The organism is Robertmurraya massiliosenegalensis JC6 (assembly GCF_000311725.1).
GTDB lineage: Bacteria > Bacillota > Bacilli > Bacillales > Cytobacillaceae > Robertmurraya > Robertmurraya massiliosenegalensis.
Genome location: NZ_HE978516.1, coordinates 172350 through 193394, shown reverse-complemented (window position 1 = coordinate 193394; position 21045 = coordinate 172350). Strand labels below are relative to the sequence as shown.

Sequence of the window (21045 nt, the reverse complement as noted above, 5' to 3'; positions counted from 1 at the left end):
TACTAGGTATTTTGTGTTCTTTTTGTTCAGAAGTTATTCTGTGTATTTGTAGAATAGGGATTGTCCATATTCCTCTTTACCGAATTCTTCAATCTTGTTTTGCACTTCTTCATCAACCATAAATTCAACAAATGCTTTTGCGCCGTCATTGTTGATTTGGTCATTTTTATCTGGATTTACTTCCATAACATGATAAATATTTAGAAGTGCTTCGTCACCTTCGACGAGAATACCCATATCAGGATAATTATCTTTTTGTGCTAAATAAGTAGCTCTGTCAGTTAAAATATACCCTGCTTTGTCAGCTGCGACTTGAAGGCTTGCGCCCATTCCTTGTCCTGTTTCTGCATATGAAGCGTTATCAGTTGGGGTAACACCAATTGCGTCCCATAAACCTAACTCCATTTTATGTGTTCCAGAATCATCGCCGCGAGAAATAAAATCAGCACTTTCATCAAATAATTTCTGGAAAGCTTCATTGACTGGTAATCCTTTGATTCCGGCTGGATCAGCTGTAGGTCCTACAATGATAAAATCATTATACATCACACGTTTATAATTTTGCACATCTCCATTGTCAACGAGTTCCTGTTCTGAAGCGGGAGCATGGGTTAAAAGTACATCTGCTTCACCATTTACGCCCATTTCAAGTGCGGCACCAGTACCGACGGCAATAATTTTAAGATCATAAGGGTGTGCCTCTTCAAACATTGGCTCAAGTAGTTCTTCTAAAAGGCCGCTATCCTGTGTGCTAGTCGTTGTTGCTAAAATTAAATCGGTAACCTCCGCTTCAGCTGTATCTTCTGTTGCAGGAGTTTCTTGCTCGGATGTTGCACCTTCGTTACTTTCATTATCTGTATTCCCGCAAGCGGCAATAAAGACAAATAGAAATGCGATTAAAGCTGTTGATAAAAAGCGTTTTAAATTCATTAACGTTTCCCCCTATTTTTTTTCATGAATGATTTTCCCGAATTCTTGGGTGTTATATCCTTTAAGAGAACTAATGCTCTCTTTAAAGCTAGTTAATTGGATAACGTCTAGCAAATGCTGTAACGCCATCTCGTTTTTCTTATTCCAGCGTAAAACTAAATCAAATTGCTCATTTGTAACTGGAATAAAGTCCAAGTCAAGCTGTTCAGCGGCAGAGCGAATACCTAATCCCACGTCTGCAATTCCTCGACTAATATACGAAGCTATAGAAAGGTGGTTCCATTCTTCATTTTCATAGCCTTTTATCGAAGATGGATCAATTTTTTCATTAGCTAAGGATGAATCTAGTAAAAATCTTGTTCCAGAACCTTTTTGACGATTAACGAAAGTGATATTCTTTCTCGTTAAATCATGAAAATTCTTGATCTCTTTTGGATTTCCTTTCGCTATAATAAACCCTTGCTCTCGACTTGCTAGGCGAAGAACTGTAAGTGGTTCATGAACAAAGAATAGCTTTATAAAAGGAAGATTATATTCTCCAGAAGAAGGATCTAACAGATGGATAGCCGCTACATCACTGCTGCCTCGGTAGAGCATCATAAGACCTTCGAGACTGCCGATATATGTTGGTTGAATGGATAAGAAATCAGCTTGCTTTGTGACATATTTAATCAAATGCTCGATTAGAAAATCGTGACTTCCAGCGATTTGGATGGATAAGAGTTGCTCGTTCTTCCCGGTAGGAGAGTCGAGGTTCTTGAATCTCTCCACTTCGCTTTTGTCTATGCGCATTTTGTTTCCGACCTTGAATGCTTGGAGCTCACCCCGTTTTACAAGTTCATAGACAGTATGCTTTGAAATTTTAAATAGTTTTGCAATTTCATCGGGTGTATATGTTTCATCATTCATCACCAATCACCTAGCCTCATCTTTTCTTGTCTTAGGTTACTAAATTGAATGGAGTTTAAACTGTGATCTTTATTACATTTTATTAAGTTTCGTTAAGTTTTGTCTAGTTTGTTCACTTTTTGTTCACAAATCAATTTCACTTTTTGTTCACAGATTAATTTCTCTCTTGTTTTAAAAAGGCTCTTTTCTCCGTTTTGGAAAGCGTTAAGAAACAAAATTCTAGATTTAGGGAGCGAAAAGTGCCGTTTGACACTTCATGTATAGCATAACCGTGATATTAGGGTAAAAACCGGCTTCTAGGTTTTGATAAATAACCATAATCTATACGAAAATAGCGTTTGAAAAAGAATATTACGAGTGTGAATAACTCGCTTATTTACGCATATTCCAATAAAATAAAGGTAATCGAAAAGGGGAAAAAGTGGGTGAACCGATGAGGAATACACATTTGTTTTTTAATACAGAGATAGGGGTCAAAAAGCCTGAAAGCATTCGCAATAAACATACAAGATGTCCATTTTGTGCACGTGACGAATTAACGGACATTATCGATGTGGACGGCCCGATCATTTTACTAAAAAATAAGTATCCGGTACTAGAAAATGCGTATCAAACGGTATTAATTGAAACTGATGACTGTTCGGGGGAGCTTTCGATCTATTCGAAAGAGTATTTAGTGAAGTTATTTTCGTTTGCATTAAAGCATTGGAAGGCAATGGAGGAAAGCGGCGAATATAAATCTGTCCTCTTTTTCAAGAATCATGGTCCTTTATCCGGTGGAACGATTGCCCATCCACATATGCAACTAATTGGTTTAAAGACGATTGATTATATGGAAAATATCTCATCTGTATATTTTGAGGGGTTGAAAATAGCTGAGGAAAATGGTGTGCATTTCTCAATATCGACAGAACCAAAGGTTGGTTTCTATGAGTTCAATGTGAGGATGACGAATATAGAGCAAATAGAATCATTTACTTCTTATATTCAAAAAACAGTTCATTATATTCTCAATCAATTTCCATTTAGGGCGAGTAGTTATAATCTCTTTTTTTATCGTATGGATGAAGCGATCTATGCGAAAATTGTTCCTCGTTTTGTTACGACGCCGCTATATATAGGTTATTCGATTCCACAGGTGCCTGATAATTTGGAGAAGGTACGGGAAGATATTTTGCAAAAATATATCAATGGATAAGCGGTAATAATATCCAACGATTTTTGAAAAGTTGTGATTTGCCACTTAGATAAAATATAATGAAGTAATGTGAAATGTTATGTCTTAAGGGAGAATAATCATGACGACTGAGAAAAATTCGACATCTAGATTTGATTTTAACCTTGTGTTTATTTTATTTTTATTATTTATTGCAAGCTGTATAGCGATTTATAGTGCCCAAAGTACAGGACAATATGGTGAGAACTTTCTATTAAAACAAATTGTTTGGTATTGCATTGGAGCGGTCATTATCGCAGTGATGATGGTCTTCGATTCAGACCAATTGAAAAAGCTTTCCTGGTATCTTTATGGATTGGGTCTATTATTACTTGGATTTTTACTTGTTGCTCCAAGTAGTATTGCTCCTGTGATCAATGGGGCAAAAAGTTGGTTTCGGGCTCCTGGTATAGGATCTCTACAACCATCTGAATTTGTGAAAGTATTTTTAATTTTAGCATTGGCAAAACTCATAACCGCTCATCACGAAAAAACGCAGTTTAAAACGATTCAAAGTGATGGTTGGTTATTGTTGAAAATTGGTTTGATAACAGGAGCTCCATTGCTGCTCGTTATGCAACAGCCTGATTTAGGAACAGCTCTAGTACTTATTGCCATTATGCTCGGAATGATTTTTATTTCTGGAATTACATGGAAAATTCTTGCGCCGATATTTGCCCTTGGGACAACATTGATTTCCGTGATTTTCTACTTTGTTCTTGTAAAGCCAGAGCTTTTAGAGAAGTACTTGGGAGTTAAACAATATCAATTTGGTCGAATCTATTCGTGGTTAGACCCGTACAATTATTCAAGTACTTCTGGCTATCAATTAACGAGATCGCTTCTTGCAATCGGTTCAGGAGAGACGAGTGGAAAAGGTTTTGGGACAAGGGAAGTATATTTGCCAGAAAGTCATACGGACTTCATCTTCAGTGTCATTGGAGAAGAGTTTGGCTTCATTGGCGCAAGTCTTGTCGTGAGTTTATTTTTCCTCCTGATTTATCATATGACGAGGGTAGGAATGGAAACGAAGAACCCTTTTTATACCTATATTTGTGTAGGGGTAATCAGTATGATCACATTCCATGTTTTTCAAAATATCGGGATGACGATCGGAGTTCTTCCTATTACCGGAATTCCCTTGCCGTTTATTAGTTATGGGGGAAGCTCATTAATGGGGAATATGCTAGCCATTAGCTTAATCTTTTCCATTCGCTATCATTATAAAAAATATATGTTTTCCGAATGAACGAAAAAGTCCATTTCAATTGAAATGGACTTTTTTGTTGTCAGGATTATATAAATTCCCTCGACTTGAGGATAGTGTTCGATAACATGTTCGTATAAACAGTTGGAATATCGGTATGAAAAAATAACAGGAAAAACTCCGGTTAATGAGCAACCATCATGAAAAAGAGCTGAAATAACAGGATAAATTCCTGCTATTCCCTCAAAAAAAGCCAAAATAAACGCTTTTGCTCTCCATAAGCGGAAAATCTTCCGTTATTTTCCCCAAAAGGGAGTCCTTTGAGGAGGTAACAGGAAAAACTCCGGTTAAGGGTGAACGATGGTTGGAGCGAATGAATCAAACCGGAAGCTTCCTACATATGATAGGAGCTTCGTCTTTGTTTACGCAGAAATTGTGGTTTGTACCCATATTTGATGTTTGCGAAAAAGGCTTTGTTCATTCAATTACCCCGGCTTCAACGATGGTGACATCAGGTTTGATCTTCACAGTCAAATTTTGAAATTGCGTATCTGTCCAGTCAGATAAATCACATTTTCGAGTTCTTGTTTTTACAAAATGACCAAAGCCAACGGGATCAATTTTTTTCTCTTTAAAATCATCGATTAGCATTAAGCACTGTTCTGTTATTTCCTCTTCGAAGGCTTTTTCTAGTTTTTTAATGATCGGGGGATCGGCTTTATTTCCAGTAAATTCATTGATAATTCCATGTACCTTTAACTGAACGATAATTTCCATTGGAGCGCGATTGGTTAACTTGAATACATGGACAGAACGAATACTTCGAATCGCTGCTTCGCCTTCATCAATTTTTACTCGGTGTAAGCCATTGCTATACTTATCTACTAAGAGTCTAAAGAAAAACATTTCTTTTGGTGAAATCGTTTGAACCACTTTACCATGCTTAAAGAAGCAAATCCCATTTAAGAGTACTTTATCTTTGGATAGCTGTTTAACCTGAGGCATGAATGGCGTTTTTCCCTTTTGATAGTATGCCGAGAGAAACTTGTGGAGATTGGTTTTCGGAAGATCTTCGTTCTCAATATTCGTTTTAATTAGATTGGATAAATGGGTTGCATTTCCTCTGATACCGTATTCTCCTTCCATTAATTCTTTTGCTTGCCCATCAACGACGGCTAAATATAGGCCAGATCCTACTCCAGGATCTCTTTGGAAGGGATCAATTAATTCAAGGACACCTTCATTCGTTGCTAATTCTTTTCCAAAAAGAACAATTTCCATACTACCTGTTACAATTGGGTTAGCCGACTGAAGTTGTAGCTCTTGTAAGATTGATTTTTTGATATGAGCTTTTGCTGTTAAGGTTCTATTTTCTGGTGGTTTTTCAGGTTGATATATCGGGTAAAGAATCGTCCCAATCGTTTCTGTATCATCAGAATGATCAAAACCAATTGCTTCTATCAAGTTGATATCATCTAATATCTCCTTTTTAACACAGCCAGTTAGCACAAATGAAATACAAACAACGAATATGATCTTATACATGAACTTTATCATCTTTTTTTCACCTTTTTTACAATTAAAGTTGCGATAAAGAGTAATGGAATGTAAACAAAAGTAAAGTAAAAACCTACCGTTCCAACGAGATCGCTGAGAAAATTGATTTGCGTTCTAGTAAATAGAGAACTTGTGGCAATTAAAGAGAGAATAGCTAGAACCGGGACCGTTTTTCTGATTTTAAAAGAGAATAGTCTTTTTGCTAAACGGCTAGCACACCATAAAGCAATACTTGCATTTGGAAGAATGATTAAGCACCAATTGGCAAGTCCAATATATTCAAATCGTTCAACAAAGGGCATCATAATAATCTTCCACATCGTTAAGGTAGGCCATATATTCAATTGCAGTTGCTCCTCTGGAAAATAAGCGAACGTTAGTATAGACAAATAAAGACAAAGAAACGTTGTATACAAAATGGCTAAATGTCCCCATTTTTTTGACTGTTCAGGATTCTTCACAAATGGATAAAAAACGAGTAATGTCTCAAAGCCGATAACGGTGAGGGACATATTTCTGCTAGCTTTGAGGATGTCCATTATAGAATGATCAAAAATAGGGAGTAGATTATCAAATTCTGCATACGGTATCGTAAAAAGAAATAATACAAGTATGTAAGAAGGTAGGACAATGCCAAAAAAGGATATCCCTGTAACCGTCCTAAATCCTCCGAAAATACCATACACAACAACAGCTAAAAAGACGAGAGCAAACCAAAATGTCTCTAAATGAGGAAACATCCAGACTTGGACTACCTCAATATAGGTTCTCAAAACCATCACAGTTAATAGACAGAAGTAAAGGATTAGGAAAGAACTTAATACCTTACCCAATTTATTTCCGAACACATAACTGTGGATACTGACAATATCTCCACCTGCAATGTTGAGCATTTTATAAATCATCCAAAGCAAAATGTGGATTCCTATGCCGGTGAGAATAATAGACATCCAGGCATCATAGCCAGCAAATTTGGCAATGACTCTCTGGAAGCCTAGGATTCCGATCCCAAATTGCATCGAGTGAATGATGAAAAATACGAGAAATGGAGAGATTTGTTTAGTTTCAGGAACGTTAACATTCATGAGGTAGACCTCTATTCATCAATATCTTTTTTTTCCTTTGTTTTTTTCTCATTTGTACGTTTTGGTTGCTTTGAATCTAAAAATAAGGGTCTTTTCGTTTGATTTTTAAAAGACAATCGAATTAAGGCATCCTTAAAATCTACTATCCTTGGTGGGTATAATGGTTCAAGATAAGGTCGTCCTAATGAAGTAAGTCGAATTAAATGGATGAGCAAAATACAAAAGCTTAAGAGGATTCCTAAAAAGCCCCATAACTCCGCAAAAAATAAAAATGGAAAGCGAAGTAATCGAATCGTATTGCCCATACGATAAACCGGTGTTGTAAAGGAAGCTAAAGCGGCAAGGGCGATAATGATCAGCAGTACATTGCTCGTAAGACCAGCTTCAACACTTGCAGTCCCAATGACAATTCCTCCAACGATACCGATTGTTTGTCCGACCTTTGTCGGAAGTCTTGCACCAGCCTCTCTAAGCAATTCAATTGTAAGTTCAAGGAAGAGAGCTTCAAGAATGGGTGGAAAAGGAATGGCCATTCTCGAAGCAACTAAAGCACTCAAAAGGTCTCTTGGAATCAACTCATAATGATAGCTTAAAGTTGCGACATATATGGGCGTTACTAAGATGGAGAACGTTACAGCGAATAGTCGAACCAATCGGAAAAAAGATGAAATTGTCCAATTTAAAAAATAATCTTCAAATGAACTGAAGAATTCGACTAGAGTAGTTGGTCCCGTTAAAGCGTGCGGTGAGCCATCCACAATAATCGCTACTTTTCCCTCGATAATACCTGCCGAGACGCGGTCTGGTCTTTCCGTATCTAGAAGCTGAGGGAAAGGAGAATTTTGATTATCTGAAATAAGTTGTATTATAAAAGAACTGTCGGTAATTTCATCAAATTCGATTTCTTGGAGACGCTGCCGAATCGTATTCACATTCTCTGTATTGGTCACATTTCCTAAATAGAGAACAGCAACCTTCGTTTTTGACAGGGAGCCAATGGTGAATTCCTCAATAATGAGATCTTTTATCGGAATTCTCTTCCTTACGAGATTTAGATTTTGTTCGATTGATTCAACGAAGGATTCTTTAGGTCCAATGACACTGAATTCAACCTCAGGAACGCCAACGCTTCTCCCAACTTTTTTTTGTGCACCTAAAAAGCAAAAATGTTTGCTGTCATTTTCTAACATCAGAACGACGTACCCACTAAAGAGTTTCTTTTCAATGTCCAAAGGGTTATCCGAAAATTCTATATCCTCAAGTGGAACGATTTTTTTGACATCTTCAATTTGTTTGAATTGCCCTTCTAAAAGAAAAGGTAGAAGACTTTCATGGATCGTTCTTTCTTCCACCATTGTAGACATGAACATCAACGAAAAAGAGATTTCTGTTTGATTGTTCAAGTAAGTTACATGTTTAAAGTCTTTAGACTTTTTTAGAAGTTTCGAAAGATCTTCAATTTCTTGATTCTTTTTCGAAAATGGATTTCTCATAGAAGGCATTCTCCTAAAGCAAGGATATATGGAGTTATTGTTTCCTTTTTTGGTAGGTTTATCCGAAGAAATGAACATGAAAAAGAGCCCGTAATTTTACGGACTCTTAATGTAAAAAAAGAGGGGGGCTCAATTTAAGTTGAGGGGGTAAATTGAGCCGGGCAATCTATAATAGGAAAGGTATTCGCAATGTTCCCAGTTACAGTTGCTAATGATAATCATTATCAACTATAACTTAATAATAATCTCCATTTTAACAAAAGTCAACACGATTTTGATAAAAGAATTCATGAACCATTTCGTTTATCAAAAAGGAGACAGAAGTGAAATTGCTTCTGTCTGCCTCAAAAATTATCTTTTGAATTGATTATTTTGGCTATTCTTTTTATCCTTATGACCCTTTTCTGGACCAGGACCAGCATTTCCTTCTACACTAGCTGCACTTACACCAGCCTTAGACGGGTCCTTTTTTCGTTTTGCCATACGAGCACCTCCACAAATATAATTCAAATTTAAGATTCCCAAATCGTTCAAGACTTATGAAAATGAAACTTTCAAAAAAATTTAAAAATTGCATATCTAATTATTGCGGAAACAATGTAAATATTTTATGATGATAATAACAGAAATCATTTAACCGTGGTCGTGTGTGACTGGCCACACGAACATCTTTTGCGTCAACATCGTTTCAATTAAGTAAGGATCATGCCAGAATGGACATGACATTTACTGTTAAAAGAAGTATGCATATTTTTTTGAGCAAAAAATGAATGAGTATTCATTCAAAGAATTGAAGGAGGAGATGTAATTGATCCAACAAATCAAAAAAGCGGCTGTTTTAGGATCTGGAGTGATGGGTTCTGGAATTGCCGCACATTTAGCGAACATTGGAATCCCGACATTATTGCTTGATATTGTACCCCGGGAATTATCGGAAGCAGAGAAAGCAAAAGGGTTGTCTTTAGAAGATAAGCAAGTACGCAATCGCATGAGCGAAACGGCGATTCAAAAGCTGTTGAAGCAAAAGCCAGCTCCACTAACCTCTAAGAAAAATCTTGCTCTAATTGAGGCTGGCAATTTTGAAGATGATTTACAACGATTAGAAGAAGTCGATTGGATCATAGAAGTTGTTGTTGAGAATCTTGCGATAAAGCAGCAGATTTTTGAAAAAGTAGATAACTATCGCAAGCTAGGAAGTATTGTCACCTCGAACACTTCTGGAATCTCGGTGGAGGCAATGGCAGAGGGTCGTTCAGAGGATTTTCAAAAACATTTCCTCGGTACTCATTTTTTTAATCCACCACGTTATTTAAAGCTATTGGAAGTGATTCCGACGAAACATACGGATAAAGAAGTGCTTTCATTTATGAAAACATTCGGGGAAGATGTCCTCGGAAAAGGTGTAGTCGAAGCGAAAGATACACCGAACTTTATTGCTAATCGTATTGGGACATATGGCTTGCTTATTACCGTTCGTGAAATGGTAAGTCGAGGCTATAGTGTGGGTGAAGTGGATTCTGTTACTGGACCACTGATCGGAAGAGCGAAGAGTGCCACATTTAGAACCCTTGATGTAGTTGGACTTGATACGTTTGCTCACGTAGCCAAAAATGTATATGACCAAGTTGATGGGGAAGAAAAAGATGTATTTAAAGTGCCAGCTTTCTTACAAGAAATGATTGAAAAGGGCTGGCTTGGTAGCAAATCAGGTCAAGGCTTTTACTTAAAGAAAGGGAAGGAAATTCTCGAGCTTAATCCGACAACACTTGAATATGGACCACGTAAAAAACTCCAAGCCCCATCTATTGAAATGGCAAAACAGGCAAAAGGCTTGAACAATAAAATGAAAACGCTTGTATTTGCGAAAGACAGAGCTGGAGAGCTATTATGGAATATTTTAAGTCCGGTGTTTATCTATGCCGCAGACCTACTTGGAGAGATTGCAGATACCATTGTTGCTATCGATCGAGCGATGAAATGGGGCTTTGGCTGGCAGCAAGGACCATTTGAAGCTTGGGATGCAATCGGTGTTGAAAAGTCGGTGCAAAAAATGGAAGAACAAGGTTTAGTAGTTCCAGCATGGGTGAAAGAGATGCTTGCGAAAGGCTTTACTTCTTTCTACCAAGAAGATGAGTTAGGGAATATCTCTTTCTACCACAATGGTGAGTATAGATTAATTGAAGAAAATCCTAAGGTTATCAACCTAGCAAAAATCAAAAAGCAAAAAGGCGTTATCAAAAAAAATAGCGGAGCAAGTTTAATTGACATTGGAGATGGGGTTGCCCTACTCGAATTCCATTCAAAGAGTAATGCGATTGGTTTAGATATTTTACAAATGGTCAACTTCGCAATTGATGAAGTTGAAAAGAATTACAAGGGCCTTGTCATTGGGAACCAAGGAAAGAACTTCTGTGTTGGTGCCAATCTTGCGATGATTTTGATGGAAGCTCAGGATGATGTGTTCGAGCTTGATCTAGTCGTTCGTCATTTTCAGCAAGCAAGCTTAAAGATTAAATATAGTCGAAAACCAGTTGTTGCTGCACCATTTGGAATGACACTTGGTGGCGGAGCAGAGATTTGCTTGCCAACAGCACATATTCAAGCTTCCTCTGAAACTTATATGGGCCTTGTTGAAGCTGGGGTTGGTCTCATCCCTGGTGGTGGTGGAAATAAGGAGCTTTACTTAAAGCACTTAAATAACCTGCCAAATGGAGTTGAATTTGATCTCCAAAAAGTAGCCAATGCTGTCTTCGAAACAATTGCAATGGCGAAGGTTTCAACATCTGGAGAAGAAGCGCGTGATCATAATTTCTTAACTAAAGCGGATGGCATCAGTATAAATGGCGACCACCTAATTTATGATGCAAAGCAGGTCGTGCTTGCTTTACATGAGCAAGGCTACACACCGCCTATTCGTAAAAAAGTACCAGTCGTTGGAGAACCTGGTTACGCAACATTATTATTAGGAGCGCAAAACATGTTTTACTCCGGCTATATTTCTGAACATGATATGAAAATTGCCAAAAAACTTGCCTATGTCATCGCTGGTGGGAAGGTACCGTATGGGACAGAGGTAGATGAACAATATTTACTCGACTTAGAAAGAGAAGCTTTCTTAAGTCTTGTGGTAGAACCAAAATCCCAACAACGTATGCAGCATATGCTCCTTAAAGGGAAACCTTTACGTAACTAAAAGAGAACAGTAGATAACGAGATTCGGATTTACAATGAGCAGAAAGAGAGGGAATAAGATGAGAGAAGCGGTAATTGTAGCAGGAGCCAGAACGCCAGTCGGGAAAGCAAAGAAGGGCTCACTGGCAAATATGAGACCCGATGATTTAGGTGCTCTTGTTGTCAAAGAAACGTTAAAAAGAGCCGGCGGGTATGAAGGAAATATTGATGATTTAATCATTGGCTGTGCAATGCCTGAGGCAGAGCAGGGATTAAATATGGCGCGAAATATTGGGGCGCTGGCTGGTCTTCCAGATACAGTTCCAGCTGTCACCATCAATCGCTATTGTTCATCTGGTCTGCAAACAATTGCGTATGCAGCCGAAAAAATTATGATTGGTCATGCAGACACAATTTTAGCTGGTGGAGCTGAATCAATGAGCATGGTACCGATGATGGGGCATGTCGTTCGACCAAATGCGAAGCTAGCTGAGACCGCTCCCGAATATTATATGGGCATGGGGCATACAGCTGAGGAAGTTGCGAAAAAGTATGGAATATCGCGTGAGGATCAGGATGCTTTTGCGGTGCGCAGTCATCAAAGAGCTGCTCAGGCAATTCAAGAGGGGAAGTTTGTCGATGAAATTGTCCCTGTGGAAGTAACAAATCGCTATGTCGACAGTAAAAACAAGCTTGTCGAAAAGACATTTTCTTTTAGCCAAGATGAAGGGGTTCGTCCAGAATCGACTGTCGAAACGTTAGCAAAGCTACGCCCTGCCTTTTCTGTAACAGGTTCCGTTACAGCAGGGAACTCTTCACAAACCAGTGACGGAGCAGCAAGTGTGCTCGTTATGGATCGTGAGAAAGCAGAAGCACAAGGACTAAAGCCACTTGTGAAGTTCAGATCCTTTGCTGTTGGTGGAGTGCCACCTGAAATTATGGGAGTTGGTCCAGTCGTGGCTATTCCGAAAGCACTGAAACTAGCAGGACTTGAACTTTCTGACATTGGTCTATTTGAATTAAATGAAGCCTTTGCTTCCCAATCACTTCAAGTCATTCGTGAGCTTGGTTTGAACGAGGAGATCGTAAATGTTAATGGGGGAGCGATTGCTCTTGGGCATCCACTTGGCTGTACAGGTGCGAAATTAACGCTTTCTTTAATCCATGAAATGAAGCGCCGTAATGAACAATTCGGTGTGGTGACAATGTGTATCGGTGGCGGTATGGGTGCTGCTGGTGTTTTTGAACTACTGTAATGAAATGTAAATGGGGGTGTAAGGCATTTACACCCTTTAATAAAATGAATGGAGGAATTGTCACATGTCTAATCAAACTGAAAACCTAATTAAAGGTGGAAGCTTCTTAATTGAAGACGTAAGCTATGAACAAGTCTTTACTCCAGAGGATTTTTCCGATGAGCAAGTTATGATTGCGAAAACAACAGAAGATTTTGTTGTTGGTGAAGTGTTGCCAGAAGTACCATATCTTGAAAAGCATGAATTTGATCGTTCTGTGAAATTATTAAAATCAGCAGGGGAACTAGGACTTCTTGGAGCAGATGTACCTGAAGAATACGGTGGTCTTGCGTTAGATAAAGTAAGTTCCGCATTAATTGCTGAAAAAATGGCGATTGCCGGCGGATTTGGTATTACACATGGAGCTCACGTAGGGATCGGTTCTCTTCCTATTGTATTATTCGGAAACGAGGAGCAAAAGCAAAAGTATCTTCCTGAGCTTGCAACTGGGGAAAAGATTGCTGCCTATGCACTAACTGAGCCAAGTTCTGGTTCAGATGCACTTGGAGCAAAAACAGTAGCAAAATTGAATGAGGCTGGCACGCACTATGTATTAAATGGGGAAAAACAATGGATTACTAACGCTGGGTTTGCTGATGTATTTGTTGTATATGCGAAAATTGATGGAGATAAGTTCTCTGCTTTTATCGTTGAAAGAGAGTTCCCAGGTGTATCTACTGGGGCAGAAGAAGATAAAATGGGAATCAAGAGTTCTTCTACTCGTACACTGATCCTTGAAGATGCTCAAGTACCAGTCGAGAATCTATTAGGGGAAATCGGCAGAGGGCATATTATCGCTTTTAATATTTTAAACATTGGACGTTATAAATTAGGGGTTGGTGCCTTAGGTGGCGCGAAACGTGCATTAGAGATTACAATTCCATATACAAATCAACGTCAACAATTTAAAACACCGATATCATCCTTTAATTTAACGAAAGAAAAAATTGCCACAATGGCGTCTAAATTATATGCAGCGGAAAGCTCCATTTACCGTACTGTAGGATTATTTGAGGAACGAATGAGCAAACTGACAGATGAAGAAGTAAATGGTGGAAAGGCCGTAGCAGCTTCGATTGCTGAGTATGCGATTGAATGCTCATTAGGAAAGTTCTTTAATACAGAGGTACTTGATTATGTAGTTGATGAAGGGGTCCAACTTCATGGTGGCTACGGATTTATGGAAGAATATGAAATTGCCCGTGCCTACCGTGATTCACGGATTAATCGAATTTTTGAAGGAACGAACGAAATTAATCGCTTATTAGTACTAGGAACTTATTTGAAGAAAGCACTTAAAGGAGAACTTCCATTATTCCAAAAGGCAATGGCTCTTCAAGAAGAACTGATGATGCTTATGCCAGAGGAGCCAGGTGATGAACCATTAGCGCAAGAAAAGCAACTTGTCAGCAATGGGAAGAAAATTGCTCTACTTGCTGCGGGTCTTGCCGCTCAAAAGTATGGCAAAGATGTCGATAAGGAGCAGGAAATCTTCGTCAATGTCGCTGATATTATTGCGAATGTCTATGCGATGGAATCTGTTATCCTTCGTACAGAAAAGGCAATTGCCAAAAATGGTCTTGAGAAGAACGAGCAAAAGCTTCTTTATACACAAATTTTCTGCCAAGAAGCCTTTAATAAAATTGAAGCAGACGCAAAAGAAACTTTAGTGGCAGTTGAAAGTGGAGACACATTACGGATGATGATCTCAACTCTTCGTAAACTGACTCGTCACACTCCAACAAATGTGATTGGGAAAAAGCGTGAAGCAGCTGTTAAGTTAATTGATGCGGAAAAATACGTATTATAATTTTTAAATAGAGGCTGGGTCAAAAAGTCGGTCTAGTTTGGAGTGGATAAATTCCCTCGATTTGTGGATAAAGTGTTGGTATAAACGGTAGCAGTATCGGTATGAGAACATAACAGGAAAAATTCCGCTTAATAAGCAAGCATCATGAAAAAGAGCCGAAATAACAGGAAAAATTCCTGCTATTCCCTCAAAACACGCCAAAATAAACGATTTTGCCCTCCATAAGCGGAAAATCTTCCGTTATTTCTCTTGAAAGGAACTTCATTGAGGAGATAACAGGAAAAATTCCGCTTAAGGGTGAGAGATGGTTGGAGCAAATGTGATAAACCTCAGTCCTACCTATCATCTACGTATGATGCTTAAAATTATTCTAGGTACCTACACAATCAATCTGTCTGTTTCAGGGCAAAAGACAGTAGCCTTATGAGCTGGTTGGTTTAGTAGTGAAATTGGGCGATAAATCTGTCATTTCTGGTAGAACATGAAATCGGTTGATTGTTTGGTAGCTTGGTCCATACAAAAATAGAGAAAGGTGAATTTGAGGGTACTCAAATTCACCTTTCTCATTATGTCCTATTCTCTTTTCCAGTTATGTAGAGTTTTCACGTGGTTGGAAGTGAGAAATGAATTTGTCCGATTATTAAGCGCTTTTAAGCAGAACCGCTTCGACTATACTCATTTTTTAAATTGTCGAACCCTTTTGCTAAAGTTGTAAAAACCTCTTACTTCTATCGTTGTGATGACCAAGCCTATATGTTACTATTCAAATATAGATTGCAAAATTTATCTAAATATGGATAACATAACTTAGGTAGGTGAAAACATGGGATTAACCTTTTATTGGTATCCGAAGTGTGGAACATGTCGAAATGCAAAAAAGTGGTTGGATAATCACGAAGTTTCCTATAAGGAAGTACATATTGTTGAAAACCCTCCTTCCCGTTCAGAGCTTGAACTGCTTTATAAAAGCAGTGGTTTGGAGCTGAAGAAATTTTTCAACACAAGTGGGATGAAATATAGAGAACTTGGCTTAAAAGACAAAATGAAAACCGCATCTGAGGATGAGTTACTTGATATTCTTGCATCTGATGGCATGCTCATTAAGCGTCCTTTATTAACAGATGGGGAAAAGGTTACGTTAGGCTTTAAAGAAAATGAATATGAAAGTCTCTTTTCTGCAAAGTAGCATTTGTCCAAACAGATTTAATAATGGGTTACAAAAACCTTTGTTAGTAAGAATCAAGGGGATTGATAGATATAATACGGTCTTGGTTAATGTAACAGTATAATTATTTTGGAGGGATTTGCATGAACACACCAAAAGAACTGCGTTATTCAAAAGAACACGAATGGGTGAAGCTTGAAGGGGAAACAGCACGAATTGGAATTTCAGACTTTGCACAATCAGAGTTAGGCGATATCGTATTTGTTGAGCTTCCTGAAGTCGGAGATGAAGTTGTGGCAAATGAGCCTTTCGGAAGTGTAGAATCCGTTAAGACGGTTTCTGAATTATATGCGCCAATTAGCGGAAAAGTTGTGGCGATTAATGAAGACTTAAATGATAGCCCAGAATTCGTCAACGAATCTCCATATGAAAAAGCATGGATGATTGTGATCGAGCCTGCTAATGCTAGCGATGTAGATAATTTAATGTCTGCTGATGAGTATGCCCAATTGATAAATGAGGCTTAAATGAACATCGTATGCGCTCCTACTTAGGGGCGTTTTTTAATAAGGCTGTATTCGTAAGTATTGTGATTGATTTTGGGAATGGTCCTCCTGTCACCCATTCCGATTTAGACGTAGCACATTACCACGGATAGAATAAGCAAGCTCTTTTTGTTGGCCAAAATCATTTAGGGTAGAAAAGAATCTTTACTAATAAACGGGTATGACCATCCAATTTGTAGTCATGTTCGGAGGCGGATGCAGGAGAAGAACCTTTCCTACTAGAATACATATAGTGAGGCAAATACAATTCTCGTTGATGGGTGATAAAGATGCTTGAGTCAAACACAGAAAAGATAATCATCGTTGAAGGTACTTCTGACAAAAAAAAGGTCAAAAACATTGTTAAAGAACCAGTCGAAATTATTTGCACCAACGGAACGATTAGTATTTCTCGCCTTGATGAATTAGTGGATTATATAAGTGGTAAAGACGTCTATATTTTAGTAGATGCAGATGATGCGGGAGAAAAATTACGAAAACAGTTCATTCGTGAACTTCCAGAAGTTGAGCATCTTTATATTGATAGAATGTATCGAGAGGTTGCAAGTGCTCCTGAGCATCATTTGGCTACCGTCCTTCTCGCAGCCAATATTGATGTTCATACTGAATATTTGGAGCGCTAATGCTGTTTTTGAAGGTGATAAAGGATATGGAAAATTGGAATAGCGAGGAAATTACAAGCTTAATAAACGAGAAGAAACATTTTTTTCTCTATTTGTATACGCCATTATGTGGAACATGTCAGGTGGCAGGGAAAATGCTTGAAATTGTAGCAAAACTATTCCCAAATGAAATTTGGGGAAAATGTGATTTGAATTACATCCCTGATTTCGCTCTAGAATGGGAAATTGAAAGTGTTCCTTGCTTATTAATCTTTAATGAGACCAGTATTGAGAAAAAGGTGTACGCTTTTCATTCAGTACCATATTTATACGAATTAATTAAAAAATAAACAAAAAAACAGTTTTTCGAAAGGGCAAGAAAGCCTTTTGACAAACTGTTTTTTAATTTTGCAATTTTTTGTTTACTTTTAATAGGTCAGGGATTATGATGTTTAGGAATACGAAATAAACGAAGGGATACCATCCTATGCCTTTTTTCCAAGAGTGGTCTGTACAAATTAAAAGCTACAATAAAAATATTAAACTTTCAATTTTAGCCAATGTCTTTGCCCAAATTGGGTTCGGAATTTTTATGGTTATTTATAATTTTTATATTCGAGAGCTTGGCTATGATGAACAGGTAAACGGGCAAGTTATTTCGTTAACCTCTTTAGCGACAGCACTGATTCTCGTCCCAGCCGGGATGATTAGTGATCGTTTTGGTCGTAAGAAGGTCATGTTGATCGGTAGCATTCTTACAGGATTCGTTTTTCTGTTAAGAGGTATCTTTGAAGCGCAAAGTTTATTACTTATTTTAGCCTTTGTTACAGGTTTAACGATGGCATTTATCACGGTTTCATCAATTCCATGGCTGGCGGAAAATTCAAAGCCTTTACAGCGAGTACATCTATTTAGTATGTATTCCGCAGTTATGACAGGTGCAAGTGTTATTGGGAATCTCTTTGGAGGGATTTTTACAGATTTATTTTCCTTGTTTTTATCGCCATTAATGAGCATAAGATTAACGCTGATAATTGCAGGCTTATTCTATTTTTTCTCATTCATTCCGATTGCGAAATTTAAGGAAACACGAGAAATCAAACAGGAGAAAAAGATTCCTTGGAAGGAAAAAGTACATCAACAGCGAGAAGGATTTAAAATGATCTTCTTGTTTGCGATAGCACAATTAATTATTGGAATTGGAGCAGGTCTTGTCATCCCATATTTAAATTTATATTTTGCTGATCGATTTATGGCTTCTAACTCGATTATCGGAATTATTATATCCTTAGGTCAAGCAGCAACAGCTATTGCAATGATTATTGGACCCCTAATGGTGCGGAAGTTTGGTGAAGTAAAGGCGGTCGTGATTTTGCAATTATCATCTCTGCCATTTCTCTTACTCACTGCTTACACTGAAAATCTAGTATTAGCAGCGGTTGGTTTTCTCTTTCGACAGGCCTTAATGAATGCAGGAAATCCGATTCAAACGTCACTGATGATGTCAAAAGTGAATGACTCAGTTAAAGGGTTGGCGAACTCCATTAACCAAATGGTTTTTAATCTTGGATGGGCAGTAATGGGACCAGTATCAACAGGAATTGTCGTTATGTATGGGGCTTATTGGGGATATGCAATGGTCTTTACGATAACAGCATCTCTCTACCTTATTGGCTCGATTTATTTCCTCACTGTTTTTAAAAGTATTAATCGCCCAAATAGTTCTTCGACAGCAAAGTCGGTTCAATCGCAATAAGCAACATGTTTCTCGGGAAATTCTAACCTAAATTTGGGTAACGGAATTAAATAGAATGATGGGATTTGTCGAATCAATTTTAAAGGGGTTTTCCTTTTTGAAATCGAATTAGTTCAGGTAGAAGGAACGATATCATGATATAGGAGGACTCGCCTTGCAAGAAATACTCCGTAAATTGATAGATGAAGTAACTGAAAGAGGTCACTTAGCCCCTTTATTACATAAAACATCATTATCCGTTCGTTTAATATCAGGTGAAGAGGAAGCGATTTTACAAATTGAAAATGGCGTAATCGAATTGCTCGAATCAATTAATATGACGACGAATGCTGTTATAGAAGGAGATAAGGCTGTTATGCAAGCCTTGTTAACTGGAAAAATGAAACTGAGGAAAGCAAGTGAAGCAGAACAGTTGGAATGGCAAGGAAGTATAAGAGCCTCACTATTACTAGAGTCATTCTTTAGCTTAGCGATTCCTAAATATGGGGAAGAGAAAACAGAAATTTTCGAAAAATCAATTGACTTAACTTAGATATTCATGATACTATCACGATAAATTACATAACACTTATCAAGAGTGGTGGAGGGACTGGCCCTTCGAAGCCCGGCAACCGGTATAACGAAACACGGTGCTAATTCCAGCAGATGTAAGTCTGAGAGATAAGGAGAGTGCGTAAGCTAGCCCCCTCTTCTTAGGAAGTGGGGTTTTTATATTATAAAAAGGCTCTTTTTGCAAACATTTGTTGCTTTTGGAAAGCAATAAGGAACAAAGAGGGAGCGAAAAGTGCCGTCGCACACTTTATGTATAGCCATAACTTTGATATAAGAGTAAAAACCGGCTTCTAGGTAATTACAAATAACCACAATCTATACAAAAACAACGTATAAAAAAGAGGGAGAGGTTTGAATGGGTGAGAAGAAGAAATATCGCTTAGAAACATTAGGTGTTCATGGAGGATTATCGCCAGATCCAACAACAGGGGCAAGGGCGGTACCGATTTATCAAAATAATGCATATCAATTTCAAAATACCGAGCATGCGGCTAACTTATTTGCTTTAAAAGAACCTGGGTATATTTATACACGTATTCATAATCCAACGGTGACTGTTTTTGAAGAACGGGTTAATCTTTTGGAAGGTGGTATTGGAGCACTTGCTGTTTCCAGTGGAATGGCAGCGATTACATTATCTGTGTTAAACATTGCAGAAGCTGGAGATGAAATAGTGGCAGCAAGTAATTTATACGGCGGTACATATAATTTATTCGCAATCACTCTTCCTAAGTATGGAATTAACGTCAAATTTGTAGATGCAACGGACCCAGAAAATTTTAGAGCGGCAATAACTGAAAAAACAAAAGCGGTTTTTGCTGAGACAATTGGAAATCCAAGCTTACGTGTATTAGATATTGAAGCTGTAGCAAAGATTGCCCATGCCTCAGGAATTCCTCTGATCATAGACAACACATTTGCTACTCCGTATTTATGCCGGCCAATTGAGCATGGAGCAGATATCGTCATTCATTCTGCTACAAAATGGCTGGTTGGAAATGGGACGACATTAGGCGGTATTATCATTGATGGTGGTAACTTTGATTGGAATTCAAAGAAATTTCCTGGTTTTACAGAACCAGATCCAAGTTATCATAATCTTGTATATAGTGAAGCGATTGGAGCCGCAGCTTATATTACAAAAGCGAGGGTTCAATTATTAAGAGATATGGGGCCAGCGTTAAGCCCGCAAAATGCGTTCCAGTTTGCTCTCGGCATAGAAACATTACATGTAAGAATGAAGGAGCATGTAGCTAATACAAAGAAAATAATCGCATATTTACGTGAGCATCCTGCGGTAAAATGGATTTCTTATCCGGGTGATGACAATCATCCAGATCAAGAGCTTGTTGCAAAATATTTACCAAAAGGAGCAGGTTCAGTTGTTGTTTTTGGGATCGCAGGTGGGAGAGAGTCGGGGGCGAAATTAATTAATAGTCTAGAGCTTTGGGCACATGTTGCCAATGTTGGAGATGCGAAGAGCTTAATTATTCATCCTGCGAGCACGACCCATCAGCAACTTGATGCCGACGGATTAGAAGCAGCTGGCGTTCCTGAAGATTTGATTCGACTTTCTGTTGGGATCGAAAATGTAGAGGATTTGATTGAAGACTTAGAACAGGCAATTGAAGTTGCAACAGGGGTGACATCTTCTTTAACAACAAATGCGTAAATGTTATTACCGGCTGATATTGAACATTATACGAAATCAATTTTAATCTAAAATATTAT

18 protein-coding genes and 1 riboswitch are annotated in these 21045 nt (G+C 38.1%); of the genes, 12 read left to right on the top strand and 6 right to left on the bottom strand.

All coding sequences use genetic code 11. The features are described from left to right. Positions 1 to 33 precede the first annotated feature (33 nt). Together BMSHG_RS19825 and BMSHG_RS19820 are read right to left on the bottom strand one after the other, a co-directional pair. Positions 34 to 930, bottom strand: coding sequence for a substrate-binding domain-containing protein (locus tag BMSHG_RS19825; protein WP_019156218.1), 897 nt, complete (start codon positions 928 to 930; stop codon positions 34 to 36). A 12-nt stretch (positions 931 to 942) separates the two neighbouring features. Continuing rightward, a complete protein-coding gene (locus BMSHG_RS19820) occupies positions 943 to 1839 on the bottom strand; it encodes a substrate-binding domain-containing protein (RefSeq protein WP_019156217.1) in 897 nt (298 codons plus the stop codon). Positions 1840 to 2272: 433 nt separating this feature from the next. On the opposite strand from BMSHG_RS19820, the gene BMSHG_RS19815 reads away from it, so the two are divergent. Then, positions 2273 to 3037 (top strand): DUF4931 domain-containing protein, encoded by a 765-nt coding sequence (locus BMSHG_RS19815; RefSeq protein WP_026073551.1) that lies wholly within the window; start codon positions 2273 to 2275, stop codon positions 3035 to 3037. Positions 3038 to 3137: 100 nt separating this feature from the next. Continuing rightward, positions 3138 to 4304: an FtsW/RodA/SpoVE family cell cycle protein gene (locus BMSHG_RS19810; RefSeq protein ID WP_019156215.1), complete on the top strand. Its 1167-nt coding sequence runs from the start codon at positions 3138 to 3140 to the stop codon at positions 4302 to 4304. Positions 4305 to 4739: 435 nt separating this feature from the next. On the opposite strand, the gene BMSHG_RS19795 is transcribed toward BMSHG_RS19810, so the two are convergent. From BMSHG_RS19795 to BMSHG_RS27805, 4 genes are all read right to left on the bottom strand, one after another. Next, complete coding sequence (locus tag BMSHG_RS19795; RefSeq protein ID WP_019156212.1) at positions 4740 to 5819, bottom strand: Ger(x)C family spore germination protein; 1080 nt, start codon at positions 5817 to 5819, stop codon at positions 4740 to 4742. Further along, complete coding sequence (locus tag BMSHG_RS19790) at positions 5816 to 6904, bottom strand: GerAB/ArcD/ProY family transporter (protein ID WP_019156211.1); 1089 nt, start codon at positions 6902 to 6904, stop codon at positions 5816 to 5818. Before BMSHG_RS19790 ends, BMSHG_RS19795 begins: the two co-directional genes overlap by 4 nt. 11 nt (positions 6905 to 6915) lie before the next feature. Further along, positions 6916 to 8397 carry a spore germination protein gene (locus BMSHG_RS19785; RefSeq protein WP_019156210.1) on the bottom strand — a complete coding sequence of 494 codons (1482 nt, stop codon included), beginning with the start codon at positions 8395 to 8397 and terminating at the stop codon, positions 6916 to 6918. A gap of 351 nt (positions 8398 to 8748) precedes the next feature. Next, positions 8749 to 8880 (bottom strand): YuzL family protein, encoded by a 132-nt coding sequence (locus BMSHG_RS27805; protein WP_019156209.1) that lies wholly within the window; start codon positions 8878 to 8880, stop codon positions 8749 to 8751. A 328-nt stretch (positions 8881 to 9208) separates the two neighbouring features. Here BMSHG_RS27805 and BMSHG_RS19775 point away from each other — a divergent pair, with 328 nt between their 5' ends. The 10 genes from BMSHG_RS19775 to BMSHG_RS19730 all read left to right on the top strand — a co-directional run bounded on the left by BMSHG_RS19775 (position 9209) and on the right by BMSHG_RS19730 (position 20986). Beyond that, on the top strand, positions 9209 to 11590 hold the full coding sequence (locus BMSHG_RS19775; protein ID WP_026073549.1) for a 3-hydroxyacyl-CoA dehydrogenase/enoyl-CoA hydratase family protein: 2382 nt from the start codon (positions 9209 to 9211) through the stop codon (positions 11588 to 11590). Between the two features lie 58 nt (positions 11591 to 11648). Then, positions 11649 to 12824, top strand: a complete 1176-nt coding sequence (locus BMSHG_RS19770; RefSeq protein WP_019156207.1) for an acetyl-CoA C-acetyltransferase — start codon at positions 11649 to 11651, stop codon at positions 12822 to 12824. Between the two features lie 64 nt (positions 12825 to 12888). Then, entirely contained in the window at positions 12889 to 14673 is a 1785-nt protein-coding gene (locus BMSHG_RS19765) for an acyl-CoA dehydrogenase family protein (protein ID WP_019156206.1), read from the top strand. Positions 14674 to 15496: 823 nt separating this feature from the next. Continuing rightward, a complete protein-coding gene (locus BMSHG_RS19760) occupies positions 15497 to 15859 on the top strand; it encodes an arsenate reductase family protein (RefSeq protein ID WP_019156205.1) in 363 nt (120 codons plus the stop codon). A gap of 122 nt (positions 15860 to 15981) precedes the next feature. Beyond that, complete coding sequence (gene gcvH, locus BMSHG_RS19755) at positions 15982 to 16365, top strand: glycine cleavage system protein GcvH (RefSeq protein ID WP_019156204.1); 384 nt, start codon at positions 15982 to 15984, stop codon at positions 16363 to 16365. 308 nt (positions 16366 to 16673) lie between these two features. Next, positions 16674 to 17027 carry a toprim domain-containing protein gene (locus BMSHG_RS19750; protein WP_019156203.1) on the top strand — a complete coding sequence of 118 codons (354 nt, stop codon included), beginning with the start codon at positions 16674 to 16676 and terminating at the stop codon, positions 17025 to 17027. Positions 17028 to 17053: 26 nt separating this feature from the next. Then, the gene (locus BMSHG_RS19745; RefSeq protein ID WP_019156202.1) at positions 17054 to 17356 is read left to right on the top strand and encodes a thioredoxin family protein; all 303 of its coding nucleotides are present in this window, start codon (positions 17054 to 17056) and stop codon (positions 17354 to 17356) included. Positions 17357 to 17493: 137 nt separating this feature from the next. Continuing rightward, entirely contained in the window at positions 17494 to 18762 is a 1269-nt protein-coding gene (locus BMSHG_RS19740; protein WP_019156201.1) for an MFS transporter, read from the top strand. Between the two features lie 154 nt (positions 18763 to 18916). Continuing rightward, positions 18917 to 19294 carry a hypothetical protein gene (locus BMSHG_RS19735; protein WP_019156200.1) on the top strand — a complete coding sequence of 126 codons (378 nt, stop codon included), beginning with the start codon at positions 18917 to 18919 and terminating at the stop codon, positions 19292 to 19294. Between the two features lie 33 nt (positions 19295 to 19327). Beyond that, positions 19328 to 19429, top strand: a riboswitch (SAM riboswitch). Between the two features lie 240 nt (positions 19430 to 19669). Further along, positions 19670 to 20986, top strand: coding sequence for an O-acetylhomoserine aminocarboxypropyltransferase/cysteine synthase family protein (locus tag BMSHG_RS19730; protein WP_019156199.1), 1317 nt, complete (start codon positions 19670 to 19672; stop codon positions 20984 to 20986). Positions 20987 to 21045: the final 59 nt, after the last annotated feature.